Raw genomic sequence first — 20135 nt, forward strand, 5'->3', positions numbered from 1 at the left:
ACCGTGCCCTTCTACGTGCCCGAAGGCGTTCGGCTGCATCGGCTCAACCACCGGTACAGGCGAGCACGGGACGCGACGGACGGCATCCGACCCGGCACTACTTCACAGCGCTTGACCCGAACCGTCCGTACTGAGTGACCGGTTTCCTGACGCGTTCGGTCTCGTCCTGCACGAGCAGGGACAGCAGAGAGGCCACCGGGAGGCCGGCTTCTGCCGGGTGGCGCAGCACCTTGTCCGGCTCGATGCGGTAGGTGTTGGTGCGCCCGTCACGGGTGTGGGAGAGGTAACCATCCTGCTCGAGATCCGAAATGATCCGCTGGACGGCACGATCGGTGAGTCGGCAGTGGGCGGCGATGTCGCGGATCCGGACGTTCGGGTTGTCGGCGATGGCTGCAAGCACACGCGCGTGATTGGTGATGAACGTCCATCCGGTGTGAGGTTCGGGCACTCCAACCATGCTCTGCATTTTACGGCCCACCGTTGCCGGAACACAGATACATGACATACTTTTCAGGTAATCGATGACCCACTCCCGCGTGGGAGCGGCACAGCAGGAGGAGCCCGATGGTGCCCTGGGACGAGGCTGTCTCGCCGACACTCATGAGTGACGCCGACGAGAAGCCGACGCCGAGACGGGCCATCGAGCGTGTCCCGGAACAGGCCTCGGTGTACCAGTACGAATACCGCGGCGCCTGGGTCGTCACCGCGCACGGCTCCTTCGACATGCACACGGTCAGGCCGTTGGCGGATGCACTGAAGGCCGCTGTCGGACGGCATCCGAAAGTGGTGCTGGACGCCTCCGGCGTCACCTTCGCGGACTCGACGTTTCTGAATCTGCTGATCCTCAACCATCAGACAGGCACCCTGCGCGTGGTCTCGCCGTCACGGCAGGTCCGGCGGCTCTGTGAGCTCACCGGTGTCGACAGAGTTCTGGAGGTACGACGGACAGTGGGGGACGCCGCCGACTTCTGATGCGCCCTGCACCGAGCAACTGGACGCCCGTCGAGAGGGCCGAGCGGTGCCGTACTGGTGCGGAGAAGCGCGAAGCAAGCGATTCCAGAGGTGAGAACGCTTCCCTGCTCTCCTCCGGAGCCTGACCCGACCTGTGCACTGGAGACGACACGCCCCGGGCGAGTCGGCCCGGTGTCCGGCCGGCCGTGCCCCGGCCGTGCCCGATCGAGTGGTGAGCCACGGGGAAAGCCGGACGGCGTCGGAGCCCGGGCATACGGACGGCCCCTGGCCAACTACTCGGGTCAGGGGCCGTTCTCACTGCTCATCGCGCGGAGGCGGTGGGATTTGAACCCACGGTGACATCGCTGCCACGACGGTTTTCAAGACCGTTCCCTTCGGCCGCTCGGGCACGCCTCCCCGCGCCGGCCGGTGATCGGCGGCGCGGGGACAAGGGTAACGGGTTCGGGAGTGGCGGGTGGGGTCAGCTGTCGCCCACGCGGGAGCCCAGGGTGAGTTCCGTGGTGCGCTCCTTGCCGCCGCGTTCGTAGGTGATCGTGACCTCGTCGCCGGGCTTGTGGGTCCAGATCTCGCCGATCAGCGTGGGGCCGGAGTCGATGACCCGGTCGTCGAGCTTGGTGATGACGTCACCCGGCTTCAGGCCCGCCTCGTCCGCGGGGCCGCCCGGATCGACGGGCTCGGTGCCGCCCACGCCCTGCTCGGTGATCTTCGCGCCGTTGGTGGTGGCCTCCAGGGAGACGGACGCTCCGATCTTGGCGTACACCGGCTTGCCGTTTTTGATCAGCTCCTGGGCGACGTACTTGGCCTGGTTGATCGGGATGGCGAAGCCGAGGCCGATGGAGCCGGCCTGGCCCGTGCCGAAGCCGCCGTTGCTGGTCGACTGGATCGCGGAGTTGATGCCGATCACGTTGCCCTGCGCGTCCAGCAGCGGACCGCCGGAGTTGCCCGGGTTGATCGACGCGTCGGTCTGCAGCGCGCTCATGTAGGAGGCCTTGTCGCCGCTGCCGTCGCTGGAGGCGACCGGGCGGTTCTTCGCACTGATGATGCCGGTCGTCACCGTGTTGGACAGGCCGAAGGGCGCGCCGATCGCGATGGTCGAGTCGCCGACCGCCACGTCGTCGGAGTTGCCCAGGGTGAGCGGCTTGAGGTCCGACGGCGCGTTCTTCAGCTTGATGACGGCGACGTCGTACCCCTGCGCGTTGCCGACGACCTCCGCCTCGTACTTCTTGCCGTCGGGGAACGTCGCGGAGAGGTTGCCGCCGTCGACGGCGTCCGCCACCACGTGGTTGTTGGTCACGATGTGGCCCTGCTTGTCGAAGACGAAGCCGGTGCCCGTGCCGCCCTCGCCGCTGCTGCTCGCCGCCTCGATGGTGACCGTGCTGGGCAGCGCCGCCGCCGCGACCGCGGCGACCGTGCCCGGGTCGCGCTTGACGTTGCCGCCGGTGGTGCCCGCCGACACGGTCGTCGAGCCGCCGCTGTCGTTCTCCCGGGCGAGTGTGTAGCCGAGGCCGCCGCCCAGGCCGCCCGCGACCAGCGCGGCCGCCAGGACGGCGGCGACGAGCCCGCCGCGCCCGCGGCCGTTCTTCGGCGCGGGCTGCTGGTGCGCGGCGCCCCAGCCGGCGCCCCAGCCGCCACCACCCCAGCCCTGGCCCGCGCCGCCGTGTCCCGCGCCGCCGTGTCCCGCGCCGCCGTCACCGCCGTACGCCGGGGTGGACGGTGGCGGGGGCGGCGGCCAGGAGGGGTCGGGGGCGGAGGTGGACTCGCCCGGGTCGTGGTGAACCTGGGAGGCCGGGGGGCCGTAGGGGTCGCCGGCCGCCGGAGCCGACCCCGGGTGTGCGCCCTGGGGTGCGGAAGCAGCGGGAGCATCCGCCGGGGGCGGCGGAGCCGACGGGGCCGGGGGTACCGCGGTGCCCTCGTTCTCGGTGCTCACAGCTTCTCTCCTCGATCCACGGCTGTTCGGTCTCGGTCGCACTCGGGCCCGCATGTCACGCGCGCCTGAGTCCGGCGCGATGCAGATGGAGCTGTGCACGTCTCTTTGTATGACGTCAGCTTTTCCCACGCGCCGTCAGGGCACCGTAAGCCGTTCCTGTGGGTCCGGGGTCATTCTTTATATAGGGCATTACTCACGTAAGGTGTGCCACTCGATGGCTCCGACCGGACTGCCGTACCGATCGCGCCACACCGCCCGCCCGCCGACCGGCGAGCGGTGGCACCATGACGCGGTGACCCACGCACGTCAGCACCTGACCCGAGTCGTCGCGCACCGCGGGGCGTCCGAGGACGCCCCCGAGCACACCCTGGCCGCGTACCGCAAGGCGATCGAGGACGGCGCGGACGCACTCGAGTGCGACGTACGCCTCACCGCCGACGGACACCTGGTGTGTGTACACGACCGTCGCGTCAACCGTACGTCGAACGGGCGCGGCGCCGTCTCGGCGCTCGAGCTGTCCGACCTCGCCGCGCTCGACTTCGGCTCGTGGAAGACCCGGGACGCGGCCGGCGGGCCCCGCGTCGAGGAGCCCGACTGGGAGCACCGCCCGGAGGACCGCGAAGCCACCTCCGTGCTCACCCTGGAACGGCTGCTGGAGCTCGTCGCCGACGCCGGGCGCCGGGTGGAACTGGCGATCGAGACCAAGCACCCCACGCGCTGGGCGGGGCAGGTCGAGGAACGACTGCTGGTCCTCCTCAAGCGCTTCGGGCTGGACGCGCCCGCCTCCCGCGAGGACTCACCGGTGCGCGTCATGAGCTTCTCCGCGCGCTCCCTGCACCGCGTGCACGCCGCCTCCCCGACGCTGCCGACGGTGTACCTCATGCAGTTCGTCACACCACGACTGCGCGACGGGCGGCTGCCCGAGGGCGTGGACATCGCGGGCCCGTCGATCCGCATCCTGCGCAGCCACCCCGCCTACATCGAGCGTCTGAAGCGGACCGGGCGCCAGGTGCACGTCTGGACGGTCAACGAAGCGGCGGACGTCGACCTGTGCGTGGGCCTGGGCGTGGACGCCATCATCACCAACCGGCCGCGCGCGGTGCTGGACCGGCTCGGGCGCTGAGCCGACGGGCCGACGGGCCGACGGAGACACTTGCCGGTACGGATCGACGCGGCGCGATGTGGGGCGATCCGCGCGCTTCAGCGCGCCGGACCCGGCGGACGGGCCGGAAAGCGCACCCCGGGACCTCGCGCCCTCGGCCGTCGCATCCGCCCCTTGTGTCCCAGTGGTTATCACCCACCTCTTGACCCACGGGACCGGTCACCCACATCCTCATATCTCGGCCACATCGACGAAATCCAGCCATGCGACTACGGGGAGTGCTCCGGCGCGTTCGGTGCGTGTTCGATCGTTCCGAATGCGTCACCGCGCACGGATGGGCCGGTTTCCGGTTCAGGCCGATGGGGCATCCACACCGTGGCGTGGGGCGAAGGAGGTCTCGGGGGTGGCGTTGGTGGTGGCACAGGAGGTGCCCACGTCGTCGAGCATGGCCGTGCCCCATGGCCCTGCGGGCGTGGGGAAGGCGAGGCGCCGGATGCGCACGCAGTTGCGTGACGGAGGCGTCCCGGAATCGGTCGTCGACGATGCCGTACTGATCCTTTCCGAGCTGTTGAGCAACGCCTGCAAACACGGCCGGCCCCTGGGCGACAGCCTGGCGGGCGACGGCGACGTGCGTGCGGCCTGGCGGGTGGACCCGCGCGGCCGGCTCGTCGTCGAGGTCACCGACGGGGGCGGTCCGACCCGCCCAGCGCCTGCCACCCCGTCGGTCACCGCGCACGGCGGCCGTGGGCTCAACATCATCTCCGCGCTCTCCGACGACTGGGGCGTGCGCGACGAGGTGCCCGGGGAGGTCACGGTGTGGGTCGTCGTCCACGAGGACGTGCACGACCCGGACGCCGGGAGCTGCTACCGCCGTGAGGACTTCGCGGCACGGGTGACCGCCCCGCCGGTCGCGCGCCTCACGGGGCTGGACTTCGCGGACGTTTTCGACGACCTGGACTGATCGCCTGGACCGGTGCGGCCGCCCGGGCGGATCGCGGCCGGTACCGGCCGGGCCCTTCCGGAAGACGGTCGCCGGAGCCGGCTCCGCGACAGCCGGCATCGGGCCCGGCTCTCCCACAGCCGACACCGTCCGGCTTTCCGGACAGCCGACACCGGTTCCGGCTCCCGCAGCGGCCGGCACCGGTGTCGGGTTCCCCGACCGCCGACACGGGTCCGCCCCCTCGACGGCCGGCATCCGGTCCGTCTCCCCGACAGCCGGCACCGGCACCGGTTCCCGCTCCCCTGACCACCGACGCGGGACCGGGTTCCCCCCGACGGCCGGCATCCGGTCCGTCTCCCCGACAGCCGACACCCCTGCCCGCTTTCCCGACAGCCGCCACCGGCACCGGCACCGGTTCCGGCTCCCCCACCACCGACACAGGACCGGGCTCCCCCGACATCCGGCATCCGGCATCCGGCATCCGGCATCCGGTCCGGCTCCCCAGACAGCCGGCACCGCATACAGCTCTCCCGAAGGGGTCGCGCCGACGCGCCCCGGGTTGTCCACGGACCGCCCCGTCGTCCACAGGTTCCCGTCGGCCGTGGCGCGAACGGCTAGGCTCGCGCCGTACGAGACGAGCCGTAACCGGGAGACACCCACGATGGCCAAGAAGCGACCCCAGACGAAGGCCAAGCGCCCGCAGCTCACGGACGGGCAGATCCCGGTCGTCGGCGCCCGCGAGCCCTGCCCCTGCGGCAGCGGCCGCCGCTACAAGGCGTGCCACGGCCGCGCAGCCGCGCAGGCGGTGACCGAGCTGGTGCACCGCCCGTTCGAAGGTCTTCCGGGCGAGTGCGACTGGGTGGCGCTGCGCGAGCTGGTGCCCGCCGCGACCGTCGAGCTGACCCTGAAGGACGGCCTGCCCGAGGGAGTTCCGTCCGTCACCCTGGCCACGGTGCTTCCGATGGCCTGGCCGGCGCTGCGCCGCGACGACGGCTCGGTGCTGCTCGGCCTGCAGAACGACACGCCTTCCGGCGACCTCAGCCGCGACCTCGCCGACACGCTGCAGCGCGCGCTGACCGCCGAGCCGGGCACCCCGGTGCAGGCCCGCCGCGCGCCCGCCGACGGCCCCCGGCTGCAGGACCTGCTCGACCCGAAGGGCGCTTTCGAGCCGGTCGTGCACGACGGGTTCGAGTTCTGGGTCCCGGACCCGGAGAACGCCTCCCCGGACGTCACCGCCTCTCTGGAGCGGGCGAACGCGGCCGCGATCCCGACTGTGAAGCTGACGGGCGTGGACTCCGCGTACTGGTGCGAGACGCCCGAGAAGAACCACCTGCGGTGGGTCATGCCGCACCCGGAGGAGCAGCTTCTGGACGCGCTCGCGCGGCTGCACGCGGCGGGCCGTTCCTCCCTCGGCGAGGGCACCCGTCTGGTCGGCTCCTTCCGCGCTCACGGGCTCACCGTGCCGGTCTGGGACCTGCCGAGCGAGGTCCGCGCGGAGGACGTGGAGAAGCCGGCCGCCGAGTTCGCCGAGCGGCTCGCCGCCGCACTGGCGACCGACGCTCCGCTCACCGCGGACGAGCGCCGGGCGCGCGGCGGTCTGACGAACCGCCAGGTCACGCTGAGCTGAGTCGCTCCGCACCCGGTTTCCCGCAGGCGTCCCGGGCGGTTGAACCGCCCGGGACGAATCTCCTTACGCTCGCGTAACTCCCCATACGCGCAAGCCAGTCGGTGACCGGAAACACCGAGATCGAATTTGCTTACCGCCGATCTCTTGTTACCGTTCCAGTAGCCCGGTTGCTGGTGCATCCCCCGTCGCCAGCAACCGGGTCTTTACATGCCCGCCGCGCGCCCTGCGTACGGGCCCTCCCGCGTCAGCCGCTCCGAACTCCGGCACCCGGCGCGTCCCCAGGCGTCGGCACAGGCTCTTGCGCGCCTCACCGGTCCGTCACCGACGGGAGGTGCTCCCGGCCCGCAGCAGCAGCCGCCCCTCCTGCGCACCGCCCGCCTGTGCCGCGAACTCCGCGACCGCCGTGTACCGCAGCGGCTCGCTCTTCAGGCGTACGCGCGGCGTCTCGCACAGGGACGGATCGTCCCCGGGCCCCGCCACGCACCGGCTCCGCACGCTGTGCCCGTCCGGTCCGAGCAGGGACAGGGCCGCGTCCAGGCGCGCCCCGGTGGTGTTGCGGTAGTACGTCCGCGCCCACACGTCCTCCCCTCGCACCGCCACACACGTCTGCGCCTCCACGCCGTCGGGCGAGGACAGGGCGGTGCCGCAGCGCAGGGCGGTCGACACAGGCCCGCCCGGAGGCGCCTCGTCCACCGTCGGCGCCCGCACCAGGACGTCCCCGTCCTCCGGGACGTGGATCTCCTTGGCACCCTTCTCGGGGGCGTGTCTCCCGGGGACGCGTCCATCGGGCGCGCCTCTCTCCTCAGCGCGGAGTTCCGTAGCGCCTGGCCCGGGGACGGAAATCGGACGAAGATCGTCCGGCCCGGCCGCGGTGTGGCGCCGGCCGTCGTCCTGGCCCGCGCAGGCCACCGCCAGTGGCAGCGCGAGCGCGCAGGCTGCCGCGACGCCCGCGAGGGCGGTCGCACGGGCTCTGCGGGACGTCCGGGCACGGCCCCCGGCATGACGCGGCATGCCCCGGGAAGATAGCGGCCCGGCACCGGGTGCCGGGCGCGGCGCGCGACGGCGCCGCCTACATCTCGGGGGCGCTCACACCCGTACGAGTGAGGGCGTCGACCACCACGTCCACCACGGCCTCGACGTCGGGCACCCAGGGCGACGCCGATCCGGGCAGCGGCGCCCGCTCCCAGCGGACCTCGCCCTGCGCGGTGACGGACGGGGGCAGGGCCAGGTAGCCGCCCTCGCCGTGGAAGCGGAGGGATCCGGGGACGAAGTCCTGGGCGTACAGCAGCTCGCCCAGCTGCTCCAGGGAGTACGGCTTGACGAGGATCGCCCAGCGGGTCGGCGAGGCGACGACCGGGCCCAGCCGCATCCCACGGCGGTCCAGCGCGGCGAGGGCGCGGGCGGCCGGCAGGGCGGGCAGGGACACCGCGCACGGGGCCTTGCCGCCGGTGGCGAGCACGATCGGCGCCGTCGGCCGGTTGGTCCACCACCAGCGCACCATCCGCGCGTCGGTGGTGGCGGCGAGAAGACCCGGGTCGAACGGATGGGCGCCCGGCACCGTGCACTCCGGGTCGGGGCAGGCACAGCGGGACCCGTCCTGCGGGTCGGCCGCCACGCCGGGGAGTACGGGCCACTGCCACTCCGCGGCGAAGGCCAGGGCCGCACCGATCAAATCGGGCCCTTCGTCACCGCGCCGGGACAGGAGCCTGCGTCGCCTTCCGAGGATCTCGCGCATGAGCGCTCGTTCCTTTCCGTTGCACGCCTGGCAACACCGTGGACCACTCACGTCATGTGTCGATCACTTCACTGTGCGTACCTGTTGGCGCATCACACCCCCGCGCCGGGCAGGGAGAACCCCTATAGGCCGGGCATGGGCTGCCTCCGCGGCCGTTCCACCCATACAGCGTCTATCAGAAGTACGGGTACGGCGTGGGGTGGCGAAGTCTGGCGTTTACCGTCGCGCGTGGTTCTCTCCGCCTCCGCCACGGGAGGATGGGGCACGGTCGTCGGTGGTTAAGACGCCCGGGTCCGTCGCCAGGTTCCCGGGCGGTTCCCAACCACCCCTGGCCTTCTCCGAGTACGTACCCATCACGACCGCTGTGACGCTCCGTCGAGCAAGGCCAGTCGACCGCAGTAAGCCTCCCCCTGAGGCAGTTTCAAGCCAACTTCGAATTTCGGCAAGAGTTCTGCCGGGAGTTCTCCTCGGCCCCACGGACACCAGGAATCCCAGCAGGACAATGCTGGACATCTCCTCACGAGTACGTGTACATGTGGAGACACTGCCGGCGACGCAGAACGACATGGGGGTTTGCGATGCTTTTGAGCAGTACGTACCGGCCGGAAAGCCGGACGCCATGAACGCTCCGCACCCTCCGAAAGTGGCCGGAATCGATTCAACTGTTCCCGCCCCCGCACACACTGTCGCGCCCGCCACGGGTACCGCCCCGTCCGCCGTGGCACACCCCCAGAACGCCCCGGGAGCGCTGCTCCAGGACCGCCTCGCCGGCTGGGTCTCGGACCTCACCACCCTGCACGAACTGACCGAGCGCCTGGTCCGCGCCGGCACGCTCGACGCCGCGCTGGACGAACTGCTGCGCGCGGGCGCCGCCCTGGTGGGCGCCCGGCGTGGGCTCGTCGCCCTCGAGCCCGCCGACGGCCGCGGGCCGTCCACGACCGTCGGGCTGGGCCTCGGCCGCGCGGACCTGGGCCACATGGAAACGGTGCCGCGCGGCGCCCTGCCGCACGGCCGGATCCTCGACGGACTGCCCGGCGGGGACGACGGCGTCGCCGAGCCCGACCTGTTCGCCGAGAAGGGCCTCGACCCCCGGCACCGTGAGGTGGCCGCCCGCCTCGGCTACGCAGCGAGCTACGCCATGCCCCTCGCCACCGACACCGCCGGACGCCTCGGCGCGGTCGTCTGGCTCTACGACGAGCCCGCCGAACCCGTCGAGCGGCAGCGCCACCTCGTCGGCCTGTACGTCCGGCACGCCGCGGAGCATCTCGCCCGGCTCCTCGAACTGGAGCACACGCGCGCGTCGATGGCCACGATGACCGAGGAGCTGCTGCCCTCCCGCCTGCCGCGCGTGGCCGGCGTGCAGCTCGCCGCGCGTCATCGCACCTGCCCGAGCGGAGGCGGCGACTGGTACGACGCGCTGCCGCTGCCGGACGCCGCGCTCGGACTCGTCGTCGGCTCCGTCACCGGCTCCGGCCCCAGCGCGGTCGCCGCGATGGGCCGGCTGCGGGCGTCCCTGCGGGCGTACGCCGTGATGGAGGGGGAGGACCCGGTCGCCGTCCTGTCCGACCTGGAGCTGCTGCTGCGGCTGACCGAACCGGCCCGGTCGGCCACCGCGCTGTTCGGCTACTGCGAGCCCGCGGTGCGCCGGATCACCCTGGCCGGGGCCGGGCACAGCCCGCCGCTGCTGCTCGGCGAGCGCCGCACCGAGTTCGTGGAGACCTCCGTCTCGGCCCCCCTCGGGATGCTCGCCTGCTGGGAGGCGCCCAGCGTGGAGGTGCAGGCGGAGGCCGGTGACACCGTCCTGCTGTACACCGACGGTCTGCTGCACCGCACCGGCGATCCCACCGACCGCGCCTTCGCCCGGCTGCACGCCGCCGCCGCCGGGGTGCCGCGGGCGCTGCGCCGCGACCCGGGCGCCGTCGCCGACCACGTGCTGCGCGCGGTGCTGCCCGAGGGCGGGGAGGGCGCGGACACCTCGGAGGACGTGGTGCTGCTCGCGGCGCGTTTCGACTGAGCCGCCCGTCCCGCGCACCGCTCACCGCGCGTGCCTCCGAGGTAACAGGCGCTTCCCCGGTTCGTCCGTTTCCGCCCGACCGTACGATGGGGGTGGTCCAGTGCCGTATCGAGGAGGATGACCGTGGCGGAGGAGCTGCCGGAGACCCCGGAGACTGCCGACGAGGAGCCCGTCAAGCAGCGGAAGAACGGCCTGTACCCGGGCGTGTCCGACGAGCTGGCCGAGAGCATGAAGAGCGGCTGGGCGGACACCGAACTGCACGACCTGGAGCCGATCGCCCAGGCCGCCGAGACGGCCGCCCGCCGCGCGGCGCTGTCCGCCCGCTTCCCCGGTGAGCGCCTGGTGATCCCGGCGGGCAACCTGAAGACCCGCTCGAACGACACGGAGTACCCCTTCCGGGCGTCCGTCGAGTACACCTACCTCACCGGCAACCAGACGGAGGACGGCGTCCTCGTCATGGAGCCGACGGCGGACGGCCACCAGGAGACGATCTACCTCCTGCCCCGCTCCGACCGCGAGAACGGCGAGTTCTGGCTGGACGGCCAGGGCGAGCTGTGGGTGGGCCGCCGCCACTCCCTCACCGAGGCCGAGAAGCGGTACGGCATCCCCGCCTCCGACGTCCGCGAGCTGGCCGGCGCGCTGCGCGAGGCCACCGGCCCGGTCCGTGTGGTGCGCGGCTACGACGCCGGGATCGAGGAGGCGCTGACCGACAAGATCACCGCCGAGCGCGACGAGGAACTGCGCGTCTTCCTCTCCGAGATGCGGCTGGTCAAGGACGACTTCGAGATCGGCGAGCTGCAGAAGGCCGTCGACTCCACCGTGCGCGGCTTCGAGGACGTGGTGAAGGTCCTCGACAAGGCCGAGGCCACCAGCGAGCGCTACATCGAGGGAACGTTCTTCCTGCGCGCCCGCGTCGAGGGCAACGACGTCGGCTACGGCTCCATCTGCGCCGCCGGCCCGCACGCCTGCACCCTGCACTGGGTGCGCAACGACGGCCCGGTCCGCTCCGGCGACCTGCTGCTGCTCGACGCCGGCGTGGAGACGCACACGTACTACACCGCCGACGTCACCCGCACCCTGCCGATCAACGGCCGCTACACCGAGCTGCAGAAGAAGATCTACGACGCGGTGTACGACGCCCAGGAGGCGGGCATCGCGGCGGTGCGGCCGGGCGCCAAGTACCGCGACTTCCACGACGCCGCACAGCGCGTGCTGGCCGAGCGGCTCGTCGAGTGGGGCCTGGTCGAGGGCCCGGTGGAGCGGGTGCTGGAGCTGGGTCTGCAGCGCCGCTGGACGCTGCACGGCACCGGTCACATGCTCGGCATGGACGTCCACGACTGCGCCGCCGCGCGCACCGAGACCTACGTCGACGGCACGCTGGAGCCCGGCATGGTCCTCACCGTGGAGCCGGGCCTGTACTTCCAGGCCGACGACCTGACGGTCCCCGAGGAGTACCGGGGCATCGGCGTCCGCATCGAGGACGACATCCTGGTCACCGAGGACGGCAACAAGAACCTGTCCTCCGCCCTGCCCCGCCGCTCGGACGAGGTGGAGGCATGGATGGCGGGCCTCAAGGGCTGAGTCGCACCCGGTACGCATGAACGAGGACCCTCCCGGATGCCGGGAGGGCCCTCGTCGTATGGGCTAGACCGCCGTCAGCGGCGCGTCCTCGCGCCATTTGAGGATCTTGTCGAAGCTCACCACCGCGCCGCCGCGGCCCGGTTTGTTGCCGATGTGGACGTGGTCGGCCAGTTGCTCGATGAGGCACAGGCCGCGGCCGTGCTCCGCCTCGGCGGGGACGGGCTGGGGGCGGGGGCGGGGCCCGGCGGCGGGGAAGCCGGGGCCGGCGTCGGCGACCTCGATGCGGCACTTCTCGCCGTCCAGGTAGGCGGTCACCCGGAACGCCTCCGAGGTGTGGTCGCGTGCGGCGCCGCCGCCGTGCTCCACGGCGTTCGCGCAGGCCTCGCTGAGGGCGACGGACAGGTCGTAGGAGATCTCGGGATCGACGCCCGCGGTCTCCATGGTGCCGAGCAGCAGGCGCCGGGCGAGCGGCACGCTGGCGGCATCACGCCGCAGATGGAGTGACCACCAGATGCTCATGCTCCAGCCTCCTGGCTGCGGCTCGACATACCGTTACGTATTGCCCTGAGTGGTGACCTGTAAGCGCGAAGTTGACGTGACACCGCCCATATGGCGGGTGTACCGGGGAGCCGATCGGTGTATGTGGGACGCCGCACCGCACAGGTGATCTTACGGTCGTACCTCATCTTGCGGACCTGGCGTACGGCGCCCCGGGGGCTGGTGCGATGATGAGGCCGCCATGTCTGCCCCTTATCCGCGCACGACGCGCGCCGGACGAGGACTCCGGATCCTGCGGGCCGCGGTGTTCGCCGCGGTCTGCGTCGTGCTGGCCGGGGCAGGCCACTCGCTCGCCTCCTGCGACGCCGTCCCGCTGTGGACGCTCGGCGCGGGATTCCTCGCGGCGGTCGCCGTCGCCGTGCCGCTCGCCGGGCGCACCCGCCCGCTGCCGGTGATCACCGCCCTGCTGGCCGGCGGGCAGACCGCGCTGCACACGCTGTTCGGGCTCGGGCAGCACGGCGCCGGCTCGTCCGACGCCGCGCTGGTCGCCCAGGCGGCCCGTCTGTGGTGCGGTCCCGGCACGCTCAGCCCGGCCCAGGCCGAGCGGCTCCTCGCCGACGCCCGGATCGTGCCGCACGGGGCCGGCGCACACGGGCCCGATGCCGTGGCGGCGGGCCCCGTGGGGTCGCTGCTGCCGTCGCTGCCGATGCTGCTCGGGCACGTCCTCGCCGCGATGGTCGCGGGCTGGCTGCTGCGCCGGGGCGACCTGGCGCTGCTGCGTCTGGCCGAGCTGTCCGCGCAGGGTGTCGCCGAAGGTGCCCTCGTGCGGTCGCTGCGCGGGGCGCTGGCCCTGGTGCGGGCCCTGCGCGCCGGACTCCCCGGCGCTCCCGAGGCCGGCCCGGTCACCCCGCGCACCGCTCTGCTCCCATCGCTTCCCCCGCGCTCCGCGGGCCTGCACCACACGGTGATCCGCCGGGGTCCCCCGGCCCCCGCCTCCGCACTCGCGCTCGCCGCCTGACGCGGGGCGACCCACCGGTCCGGCATTCCGGACGGGATGAGGGACGCCTCCGTGCGGCACGCGTGTGCGCCGGTCCCGCCGCGTGCGCCCGGCCGTCGTCCCGCCGAGCGGAGCGACCGCCGTCCGCGCCGCGCATCCCTCACCGTCCGTGAAAACCTCTACGAAGCGGAGTGCTTCTGCCATGAAGGCTTCCCGTATCGCCGCCGCCGGTGCCGTCGCCGGCGCCGCCGTCCTCGCCGTGTCCTCCCCCTGCTTCGCGCACGTCAGCGTGCAGCCCGAAGGGGAGGCCGCGAAGGGCGGCTACGCGGTCGTCGGCTTCAAGGTCCCCAACGAGCGGGACAACGCCTCGACCACCAAGCTCGAGGTCACCTTCCCGTCGGACCACCCCCTGTCGTCCGTGCTGCCGCAGCCCGTCGAGGGCTGGGACATCAAGGTCACCAAGTCGCGCCTGGCCGAGCCGCTCGAGGTGCACGGCAAGAAGATCGACGAGGCCGTCACCAAGGTCACCTGGACCGCCGAGGGTGACGGCATCGAGCCGGGCTTCTACCAGAAGTTCCCGGTGTCCGTCGGCACGCTGCCCGAGGACACCGACCAGCTCGTCTTCAAGGCCCTGCAGACGTACTCCAACAAGGAGGTCGTCCGCTGGATCGAGGTGCCGCAGGAAGGCCAGGACGAGCCCGACAACCCGGCTCCGGTGCTGGCCCTGTCCGCGCCCGCCGAGGACGGCCACGGGCACGGCGCCGCCGCTGACGACAAGGCGTCCGACGACGCGGAGCAGGCCTCCGCCGAGACCACCGCCGCGTCCGACGACTCCGGCGGCACCGACACCACCGCCCGCGTGCTGGGCGTCGTCGGCATCGTGGTCGGCGCCGCGGGCGTGGCGTACGGCGTGCTCGCCGGGCGCCGGCGCTCCGCCTGAGCCTCCCCTCTCCACGGCGCGCGCCGGGCCCGGCCCCGCGGCCTCCCGGTGCGCGCCGCACACCCACCTCCAGGACCATTCCATGCGCAAGAAGACCCTCGCGGCGGCGGCTCTGCTCGCCGTCGTCCCGCTGACCCTCACCGCCTGCGGCGGCGACGACGGCACCGGCGGCTCGCCCGTCTCCGTGGTGTCCGAGGAGTCCGGCGGCCAGAAGGCGGCCACCGTCCTCGACAAGCCTTTCGAGAAGCCCGACCTCGTCCTCACCGACACCCAGGGCAAGCCGTACGACTTCCGCGAGCAGACCGCTGGGCAGCCCACGCTGATCTACTTCGGCTACACGCACTGCCCCGACGTCTGCCCGCTGACGATGAACAACCTCGCGGTGGCCAAGAAGCAGCTCCCGAAGGAGCAGCAGGACCAGCTGCGGATCGTCTTCGTCACCACCGACCCCGAGCGCGACACCCCGGCCGAGCTCGGCAAGTGGCTCAAGGGCATCGACTCCCAGGTCGTCGGTCTGACCGGTGACTTCGCCACCATCCAGGCCGGCGCCCGCACCCTCGGCATCTCCATCGACCCGCCGCGCAAGGACGACAACGGCAAGACCGTCTCCGACCACGGCACCCAGGTCATCGCCTTCTCCCCCAAGACGGACGGCGGTTACGTCCTCTACGGCGAGGACGCCACCGTTGAGGACTACACCCAGGACCTGCCCAGGATCATCAAGGGTGAGAACCCGTGAGGCGCCGCGCGGCCGCCGCCCTGGCTCTGGCCGGCGCGCTCGCCCTGACCGCGTGCGGCGGTTCGGACGACGGCTCGGCACGGCTGTCGGTCGGCGCCGCGTACATGCCGCAGCCGGTGTCGGACCTGGCGGCGGGCTTCCTCACGATCACCAACGACGGCGACGCCGCGGACCGGCTGACCTCGGTCAGCAGTGACGTCGCCGGCCAGGTCACCGTGCACGAGACCGTCGACGGGTCGATGCGGGAGGTCGAGTCCCTCGACATCCCGGCCCACGGCAGCCTCGTGCTGGAGAGCGGCGGCAACCATCTGATGTTCGAGCAGCTGAAGCGCAAGCCGAAGCAGGGTCAGAAGGTCTCCGTCGAGCTGCGTTTCGCCCACTCCGACCCCGTCACGGTCGAGCTCCCGGTGAAACCGGCCACCTACCGCCCGACGACCGGACACTGAGGGAGACACCCCTGTGACCCAGACCATCGCCCCCCGCGTACGGACCCTGGTGCTGCTGATCCTGGCCGTCGCCGGCGCGCTCCTCGCCGGGGCCGCTCCCGCCTCCGCGCACGCCGCGCTGACCGGCAGCGACCCCGCGCAGGGGGCGGTGGTCGACACCGCGCCCTCGCAGGTCTCGCTCACCTTCTCGGAGCCGATCGCGGTGGGCGACGACTCCGTGCGGGTGCTCGACCCCAAGGGCGAGCGGGTGGACAAGGGCGACCCGGCCAACCCCAGCGGCACCACGTACAGCGTGCGGCTGGTGAGCGGCCTGCCCGACGGCACCTACACGGTGGCCTACCAGGTGGTGTCCGCCGACAGCCACCCCGTCGCCGGCGCCTTCACCTTCTCCATCGGCGCCCCCTCGGAGACCACCGTCTCGGTTTCCGCGCAGGGCTCCGACGACGGCCTCGTGGGGTGGCTCTACGGCTTCGGCCGCTACGTCTCCTACGCGGGCTTCGTCGTCCTGGCGGGCGGCGCCGCCTTCGTCCTCGCCTGCTGGGCGCCGGGCGCCCGGGTGCGGGCGGTCCAGCGTCTGGTCGTCTCCGGCTGGCTCGCGCTCACCGCGGCCACCCTGGGCCTGCTGATGCTGCGTGGCTCGTACATCACCTCCGGCAAGGTCGGCGACGTCTTCGACCTGGAACTGCTCGGCGACGTCCTCCAGACCAAGACGGGCGCGGCCCTGGTGTCGCGGCTGCTGCTGCTCGCGGCGGCGGCGCTGTTCATAGCGGTGCTGTTCGGGGCATACGCCCGCACGGCGGACGCTGTCGAGCCGGACCGCGACGGCGGGGGCGACGACGGGGGGCCGGACAAGCGGGACCTGACCTTCGGGCTGGCCCTCGGCGGGACGGTCGTCGCGGCCGGGCTGGCCGCGAGCTGGGCCATGTCCGAGCACGCCTCGCAGGGTCTCCAGGCGGGCGTGGCCATGCCGGTCGACGTGGTGCACCTGCTGGCGGTCGCCGCCTGGCTGGGCGGGCTGACCGCCCTCCTTGTCGCGCTCTACCGCGCGCCGGTGGAGACGCCGGTCGGGCGGGACGCCGTCCGGCGGTTCTCGCGCCTCGCCTTCGGCAGCGTGGTGACGCTGGCCGTCACCGGCGTCTACCAGAGCTGGCGGCAGCTCGGCTCCTGGTCCGCCTTCACCGACACCCGGTACGGACAGCTGCTCCTCGTCAAGATCGCGCTGGTGGCCGTGATGGTCGCCGTCGCCTTCCTGTCGCGCCGCTGGACGCAGCGGCTGGCGGACGCGCGCGTCTCCGAGGCGGCCGAGGAGGCGGAGAGGACCGAGGCGACCGAGCGGGTCGAAGAGGCCGTGCGAGCCGAGGAAGCCGAGCGAGCCGAGGAGGCCGTGCGAGCCGAGGAAGCCGAGCGGGCCAAGGCGACCGTGCGGGCCAAGGAGGCCGTGCGAGCCGAGGCGACCGAGCGGGCCGAGGAGGAGAAGCAGCCGGCCGGCACCGCCCCGGCCGAGGCGTCCGGGACTTCTGAGGTGCCCGGGGCGTCCATGGCGGTTGAGCCGCCCAAGGCTTCCGGTGCGTCCGATGCGTTCGATGCGGAGAAAGCCGAGGCCGGACAGGACTCCGTGCGGGCCGCGCAGCTCGCCCGGCAACGGGCCGCGGCGGAGGCCGCCCGGCAGAAGCGGCTGCGGGACGCCGACCCGAACCGCTTCGGACTGCGCCGCTCGGTGCTCGCCGAGGCGGGCGTCGCCCTCGTACTGCTGGCCGTGACCACCGTGCTGACGCAGACCGAGCCGGGGCGCACCGAGCAGGACGCGCGGGCGGCCACCGCCGCCTCGTCCTCGGCCTCGGCGACCGGGCAGGGCAGTGGCGCGGTGAGCCTGACCATGCCGTTCGACACGGGCGGCAAGAGCGGCAAGGGTGTCGTCTCGATCGACCTCGACCCCGCCCAGGCCGGCGACAACGCCCTGCACCTCTACGTCGAGGGACCGGACGGCACGCCCGTCGACGTGCCCGAGGTGAAGATCGCGCTCACACTCGCCGCCCAGAACATCGGGCCGCTGCCCGTCGCACCCGATCACGTCACCACCGGACACTGGTCGGCGAGCCGGGTGCAGATCCCCATGGCGGGCGACTGGAAGGTCGAGGTGACCGTGCGGACCTCCGACATCGACCAGGTGACCGTCTCCAAGAACGCTCAGATCGGCTGAACCACCATGGCTGACACTTCCCTGTCACAGACCCGCACCCCTGAGGAGCCCCGGGTCGAATCCGCCGCCTCCGGGACGGGCATCTCGCGGCGACGCCTGCTCGGCACGGCCGGCGCCACCGGGCTCGTACTCGGGGCGGCCGGCGGTGCCGTCGGGTACGCGTCGGCGCCCTCCGGCGCCACCCCGCTCACCTCGGTCGGCGCCACAGAGGTGCCGTTTCACGTGAAACACCAGCCGGGCATCACCGACCCGCTCCAGTCGCGCGGCCATCTCCTCACCTTCGACCTCGCGCCCGGCGCCGGGCGCAAGGAGGCGGCCGCACTGCTGCGCCGCTGGTCCGACACCGCCCGTCGGCTGATGGCCGGGGAGTTCGGCGCCGAGGGCGACAGCGACGTGGCCCGTGACGCCGGGCCCTCCTCGCTGACCCTGACCTTCGGTTTCGGGCACAGCTTCTTCGCGCGCACCGGGCTGGAGAAGCAGCGTCCGGCCGCCCTGGATCCGCTGCCCGCCTTCTCCTCCGACCGTCTCGACCGGGCCCGCAGCGACGGGGACCTGTGGGTGCAGATCGGCGCCGACGACGCCCTCGTGGCCTTCCATGCCCTGCGCGCGGTGCAGAAGGACGCGGGCGCGGCGGCCCGGGTGCGCTGGCAGATGAACGGCTTCAACCGCTCGCCGGGCGCCACCGCCCGCCCGATGACCACCCGCAATCTCATGGGCCAGGTCGACGGCACCCGCAACCCGAAGCCCGAGGAGCCCGACTTCGACGAGCGGATCTTCGTGCCCGCGCAGGGCGAGCCCGCCTGGATGGCGAACGGCTCCTACGTGGTCGTCCGCCGGATCCGGATGCTGCTGGACGACTGGGAGAAGCTGTCACTCAGGAAGCAGGAGGGCGTCATCGGGCGGCGCAAGGCGGACGGCGCCCCGCTCTCCGGGGGTGACGAGACGACCGAGATGGACCTGGAGAAGACCGACGCCAAGGGCAATCTGGTCGTCCCCGTCAACGCACACGCGCGGATCACCCGGCCCGACCAGAACGGCGGGGCCGCGATGCTGCGTCGGCCGTTCTCGTACCACGACGGCATCGACGCGGACGGGACTCCGGACGCGGGCCTGCTGTTCGTCTGCTGGCAGGCGGACCCGCTGCGCGGCTTCGTGCCGGTGCAGCGCAAGCTCGACCGGGGCGACGCGCTGACGCCGTTCATCCGCCACGAGGCGAGCGGGCTGTTCGCGGTCCCGGGCGGGGCGGCGGAGGGCGAGTATGTGGGTCAGGCGCTGCTGGAGGGGTGAGAACCGCCCGGAGTCACTCTCCGGAGCTCTCTCGGGAGGGGCTGTCGGCGTGGGCCCATTAGGGTGAGGTCATGCCAGCGAGCTATGCGTATCTCGGCCCAGAGGGCACCTTCACCGAAGTCGCTCTGCGCACGCTTCCCGAGGCGGCCACGCGTGAGCTGGTCCCGTACGTGTCCGTGCAGTCCGCGCTCGACGCGGTGCGCGCCGGCGAGGCCGAGGCCGCTTTCGTCCCCATCGAGAACTCGGTGGAGGGCGGGATCACCACCACCCTCGACGAGCTGGTCGCGGGCACCCCGCTGATGATCTACCGCGAGGTGCTGCTGTCGATCACCTTCGCGCTGCTGGTCCGCCCGGGTACGAAGCTGTCGGACATCAAGACGGTGACCGCGCACCCGGCCGCGCAGCCGCAGGTGCGCAACTGGCTGCGCACCCACCTGCCCGACGCCCTCTGGGAGTCGGCCGCCTCGAACGCGGACGGCGCGCGGCTGGTCCAGGAGGGCCGGTACGACGCGGCCTTCGCCGGTGAGTTCGCGGCGGCCCGGTACGGGCTTGAGGCGCTGGAGACGGGCATCCACGACGCGGAGAACGCCCAGACCCGGTTCGTGCTGGTGGGCCGGCCCGCGCGTCCCGCGGCGCCGACGGGCGCGGACAAGACCTCGGTGGTGCTGTGGCAGCGCGACGACCACCCGGGCGGTCTGCGTGACCTGCTGGGCGAGTTCGCCACCCGGGGCATCAACCTGATGCTGCTCCAGTCGCGGCCGACCGGCGCCGGCATCGGCAACTACTGCTTCTGCATCGACGCCGAGGGACACATCTCGGACCGCAGGATGGCGGAGGCGCTGATGGGGCTGAAGCGCATCTGCCTCCAGGTGCGCTATCTCGGTTCGTACCCGAGGGCGGACGTGCAGCCGGGCGAGGTGCGGCCGCCGTTCCCGGGGACCTCGGACGAGGAGTTCGTGGGGGCGGCGGACTGGGTGGCGCGCTGCCAGGACGGCCGGTTCTGACCGGTCCGCCGCCGGTCCTCCCTGCCGATCGTCGTTATCCACAGAAGTTATCCACAGGTCCGCTTCTCGACCTGGGGACAAGTCGACACCGAGGCGGCCTTCGGTCGACAAATCGCCCTACGAGCC

General features: G+C 72.6%; 18 protein-coding genes and 1 tRNA gene. 13 read left to right on the forward strand and 6 right to left on the reverse strand.

The features are described from left to right. Window positions 1-97 precede the first annotated feature (97 nt). On the reverse strand, window positions 98-457 hold the full coding sequence (locus MTR79_RS32920) for a helix-turn-helix domain-containing protein (protein WP_078895302.1): 360 nt from the start codon (window positions 455-457) through the stop codon (window positions 98-100). Window positions 458-564: 107 nt separating this feature from the next. Between MTR79_RS32920 and MTR79_RS32925 the strand changes: the two genes are divergently transcribed. Then, complete coding sequence (locus MTR79_RS32925) at window positions 565-972, forward strand: STAS domain-containing protein (protein WP_086703715.1); 408 nt, start codon at window positions 565-567, stop codon at window positions 970-972. A 309-nt stretch (window positions 973-1281) separates the two neighbouring features. Here MTR79_RS32925 and MTR79_RS32930 read toward each other — a convergent pair. Together MTR79_RS32930 and MTR79_RS32935 are read right to left on the reverse strand one after the other, a co-directional pair. Further along, window positions 1282-1368, reverse strand: a tRNA-Ser gene (locus MTR79_RS32930). A gap of 64 nt (window positions 1369-1432) precedes the next feature. Then, on the reverse strand, window positions 1433-2899 hold the full coding sequence (locus tag MTR79_RS32935) for a trypsin-like peptidase domain-containing protein (protein ID WP_244792926.1): 1467 nt from the start codon (window positions 2897-2899) through the stop codon (window positions 1433-1435). 292 nt (window positions 2900-3191) lie between these two features. On the opposite strand from MTR79_RS32935, the gene MTR79_RS32940 reads away from it, so the two are divergent. The 3 genes from MTR79_RS32940 to MTR79_RS32950 all read left to right on the forward strand — a co-directional run bounded on the left by MTR79_RS32940 (window position 3192) and on the right by MTR79_RS32950 (window position 6568). Continuing rightward, window positions 3192-4022 carry a glycerophosphodiester phosphodiesterase gene (locus tag MTR79_RS32940; RefSeq protein WP_048460270.1) on the forward strand — a complete coding sequence of 277 codons (831 nt, stop codon included), beginning with the start codon at window positions 3192-3194 and terminating at the stop codon, window positions 4020-4022. A gap of 295 nt (window positions 4023-4317) precedes the next feature. Then, entirely contained in the window at window positions 4318-4962 is a 645-nt protein-coding gene (locus MTR79_RS32945; protein WP_189363727.1) for an ATP-binding protein, read from the forward strand. 640 nt (window positions 4963-5602) lie between these two features. Then, window positions 5603-6568, forward strand: coding sequence for a DUF5926 family protein (locus MTR79_RS32950; protein ID WP_086702714.1), 966 nt, complete (start codon window positions 5603-5605; stop codon window positions 6566-6568). Between the two features lie 318 nt (window positions 6569-6886). On the opposite strand, the gene MTR79_RS33740 is transcribed toward MTR79_RS32950, so the two are convergent. Then, complete coding sequence (locus MTR79_RS33740) at window positions 6887-7276, reverse strand: hypothetical protein (RefSeq protein ID WP_346089449.1); 390 nt, start codon at window positions 7274-7276, stop codon at window positions 6887-6889. A gap of 361 nt (window positions 7277-7637) precedes the next feature. Continuing rightward, window positions 7638-8303 carry a bifunctional DNA primase/polymerase gene (locus MTR79_RS32960; RefSeq protein WP_189363729.1) on the reverse strand — a complete coding sequence of 222 codons (666 nt, stop codon included), beginning with the start codon at window positions 8301-8303 and terminating at the stop codon, window positions 7638-7640. 502 nt (window positions 8304-8805) lie between these two features. On the opposite strand from MTR79_RS32960, the gene MTR79_RS32965 reads away from it, so the two are divergent. Next, window positions 8806-10317 carry a PP2C family protein-serine/threonine phosphatase gene (locus MTR79_RS32965; RefSeq protein WP_244792928.1) on the forward strand — a complete coding sequence of 504 codons (1512 nt, stop codon included), beginning with the start codon at window positions 8806-8808 and terminating at the stop codon, window positions 10315-10317. 117 nt (window positions 10318-10434) lie between these two features. Further along, the gene (locus MTR79_RS32970; protein WP_244792930.1) at window positions 10435-11898 is read left to right on the forward strand and encodes an aminopeptidase P family protein; all 1464 of its coding nucleotides are present in this window, start codon (window positions 10435-10437) and stop codon (window positions 11896-11898) included. Between the two features lie 63 nt (window positions 11899-11961). On the opposite strand, the gene MTR79_RS32975 is transcribed toward MTR79_RS32970, so the two are convergent. Beyond that, entirely contained in the window at window positions 11962-12417 is a 456-nt protein-coding gene (locus tag MTR79_RS32975) for an ATP-binding protein (RefSeq protein WP_033273314.1), read from the reverse strand. 220 nt (window positions 12418-12637) lie between these two features. Between MTR79_RS32975 and MTR79_RS32980 the strand changes: the two genes are divergently transcribed. The 7 genes from MTR79_RS32980 (at window position 12638) to pheA (ending at window position 20009) form a co-directional block, all read left to right on the forward strand. After that, window positions 12638-13414 (forward strand): hypothetical protein, encoded by a 777-nt coding sequence (locus tag MTR79_RS32980; RefSeq protein ID WP_086702915.1) that lies wholly within the window; start codon window positions 12638-12640, stop codon window positions 13412-13414. Between the two features lie 181 nt (window positions 13415-13595). Continuing rightward, window positions 13596-14333: a YcnI family protein gene (locus tag MTR79_RS32985; protein ID WP_086702916.1), complete on the forward strand. Its 738-nt coding sequence runs from the start codon at window positions 13596-13598 to the stop codon at window positions 14331-14333. A gap of 82 nt (window positions 14334-14415) precedes the next feature. After that, window positions 14416-15072 carry an SCO family protein gene (locus MTR79_RS32990; RefSeq protein ID WP_048460234.1) on the forward strand — a complete coding sequence of 219 codons (657 nt, stop codon included), beginning with the start codon at window positions 14416-14418 and terminating at the stop codon, window positions 15070-15072. Continuing rightward, on the forward strand, window positions 15069-15518 hold the full coding sequence (locus MTR79_RS32995; protein ID WP_048460235.1) for a copper chaperone PCu(A)C: 450 nt from the start codon (window positions 15069-15071) through the stop codon (window positions 15516-15518). The genes MTR79_RS32990 and MTR79_RS32995 overlap by 4 nt, the downstream gene beginning before the upstream one ends. A gap of 13 nt (window positions 15519-15531) precedes the next feature. Further along, window positions 15532-17718: a copper resistance protein CopC gene (locus MTR79_RS33000; RefSeq protein ID WP_244792933.1), complete on the forward strand. Its 2187-nt coding sequence runs from the start codon at window positions 15532-15534 to the stop codon at window positions 17716-17718. A 6-nt stretch (window positions 17719-17724) separates the two neighbouring features. Then, window positions 17725-19005 carry an iron uptake transporter deferrochelatase/peroxidase subunit gene (gene efeB / locus MTR79_RS33005; protein WP_189363734.1) on the forward strand — a complete coding sequence of 427 codons (1281 nt, stop codon included), beginning with the start codon at window positions 17725-17727 and terminating at the stop codon, window positions 19003-19005. Between the two features lie 71 nt (window positions 19006-19076). Then, window positions 19077-20009, forward strand: a complete 933-nt coding sequence (gene pheA, locus MTR79_RS33010; protein ID WP_086704156.1) for a prephenate dehydratase — start codon at window positions 19077-19079, stop codon at window positions 20007-20009. Window positions 20010-20135 lie beyond the last annotated feature (126 nt).

Origin of the sequence: Streptomyces sp. BJ20 (assembly GCF_022869105.1) — a bacterium.
GTDB lineage: Bacteria > Actinomycetota > Actinomycetes > Streptomycetales > Streptomycetaceae > Streptomyces > Streptomyces griseoincarnatus.

Coding starts and splice junctions, on each gene's coding strand:
- MTR79_RS32920 (WP_078895302.1), bottom strand. CDS start 457: ATGGTTGGAGTGCCCGAACCTCACACCGGATGGACGTTCATCACCAAT.
- MTR79_RS32925 (WP_086703715.1), top strand. CDS start 565: ATGGTGCCCTGGGACGAGGCTGTCTCGCCGACACTCATGAGTGACGCC.
- MTR79_RS32945 (WP_189363727.1), top strand. CDS start 4,318: ATGCGTCACCGCGCACGGATGGGCCGGTTTCCGGTTCAGGCCGATGGG.
- MTR79_RS32950 (WP_086702714.1), top strand. CDS start 5,603: ATGGCCAAGAAGCGACCCCAGACGAAGGCCAAGCGCCCGCAGCTCACG.
- MTR79_RS32960 (WP_189363729.1), bottom strand. CDS start 8,303: ATGCGCGAGATCCTCGGAAGGCGACGCAGGCTCCTGTCCCGGCGCGGT.
- MTR79_RS32965 (WP_244792928.1), top strand. CDS start 8,806: ATGCTGGACATCTCCTCACGAGTACGTGTACATGTGGAGACACTGCCG.
- MTR79_RS32970 (WP_244792930.1), top strand. CDS start 10,435: ATGACCGTGGCGGAGGAGCTGCCGGAGACCCCGGAGACTGCCGACGAG.
- MTR79_RS32975 (WP_033273314.1), bottom strand. CDS start 12,417: ATGAGCATCTGGTGGTCACTCCATCTGCGGCGTGATGCCGCCAGCGTG.
- MTR79_RS32980 (WP_086702915.1), top strand. CDS start 12,638: ATGTCTGCCCCTTATCCGCGCACGACGCGCGCCGGACGAGGACTCCGG.
- MTR79_RS32985 (WP_086702916.1), top strand. CDS start 13,596: ATGAAGGCTTCCCGTATCGCCGCCGCCGGTGCCGTCGCCGGCGCCGCC.
- MTR79_RS32990 (WP_048460234.1), top strand. CDS start 14,416: ATGCGCAAGAAGACCCTCGCGGCGGCGGCTCTGCTCGCCGTCGTCCCG.
- efeB (WP_189363734.1), top strand. CDS start 17,725: ATGGCTGACACTTCCCTGTCACAGACCCGCACCCCTGAGGAGCCCCGG.
- pheA (WP_086704156.1), top strand. CDS start 19,077: ATGCCAGCGAGCTATGCGTATCTCGGCCCAGAGGGCACCTTCACCGAA.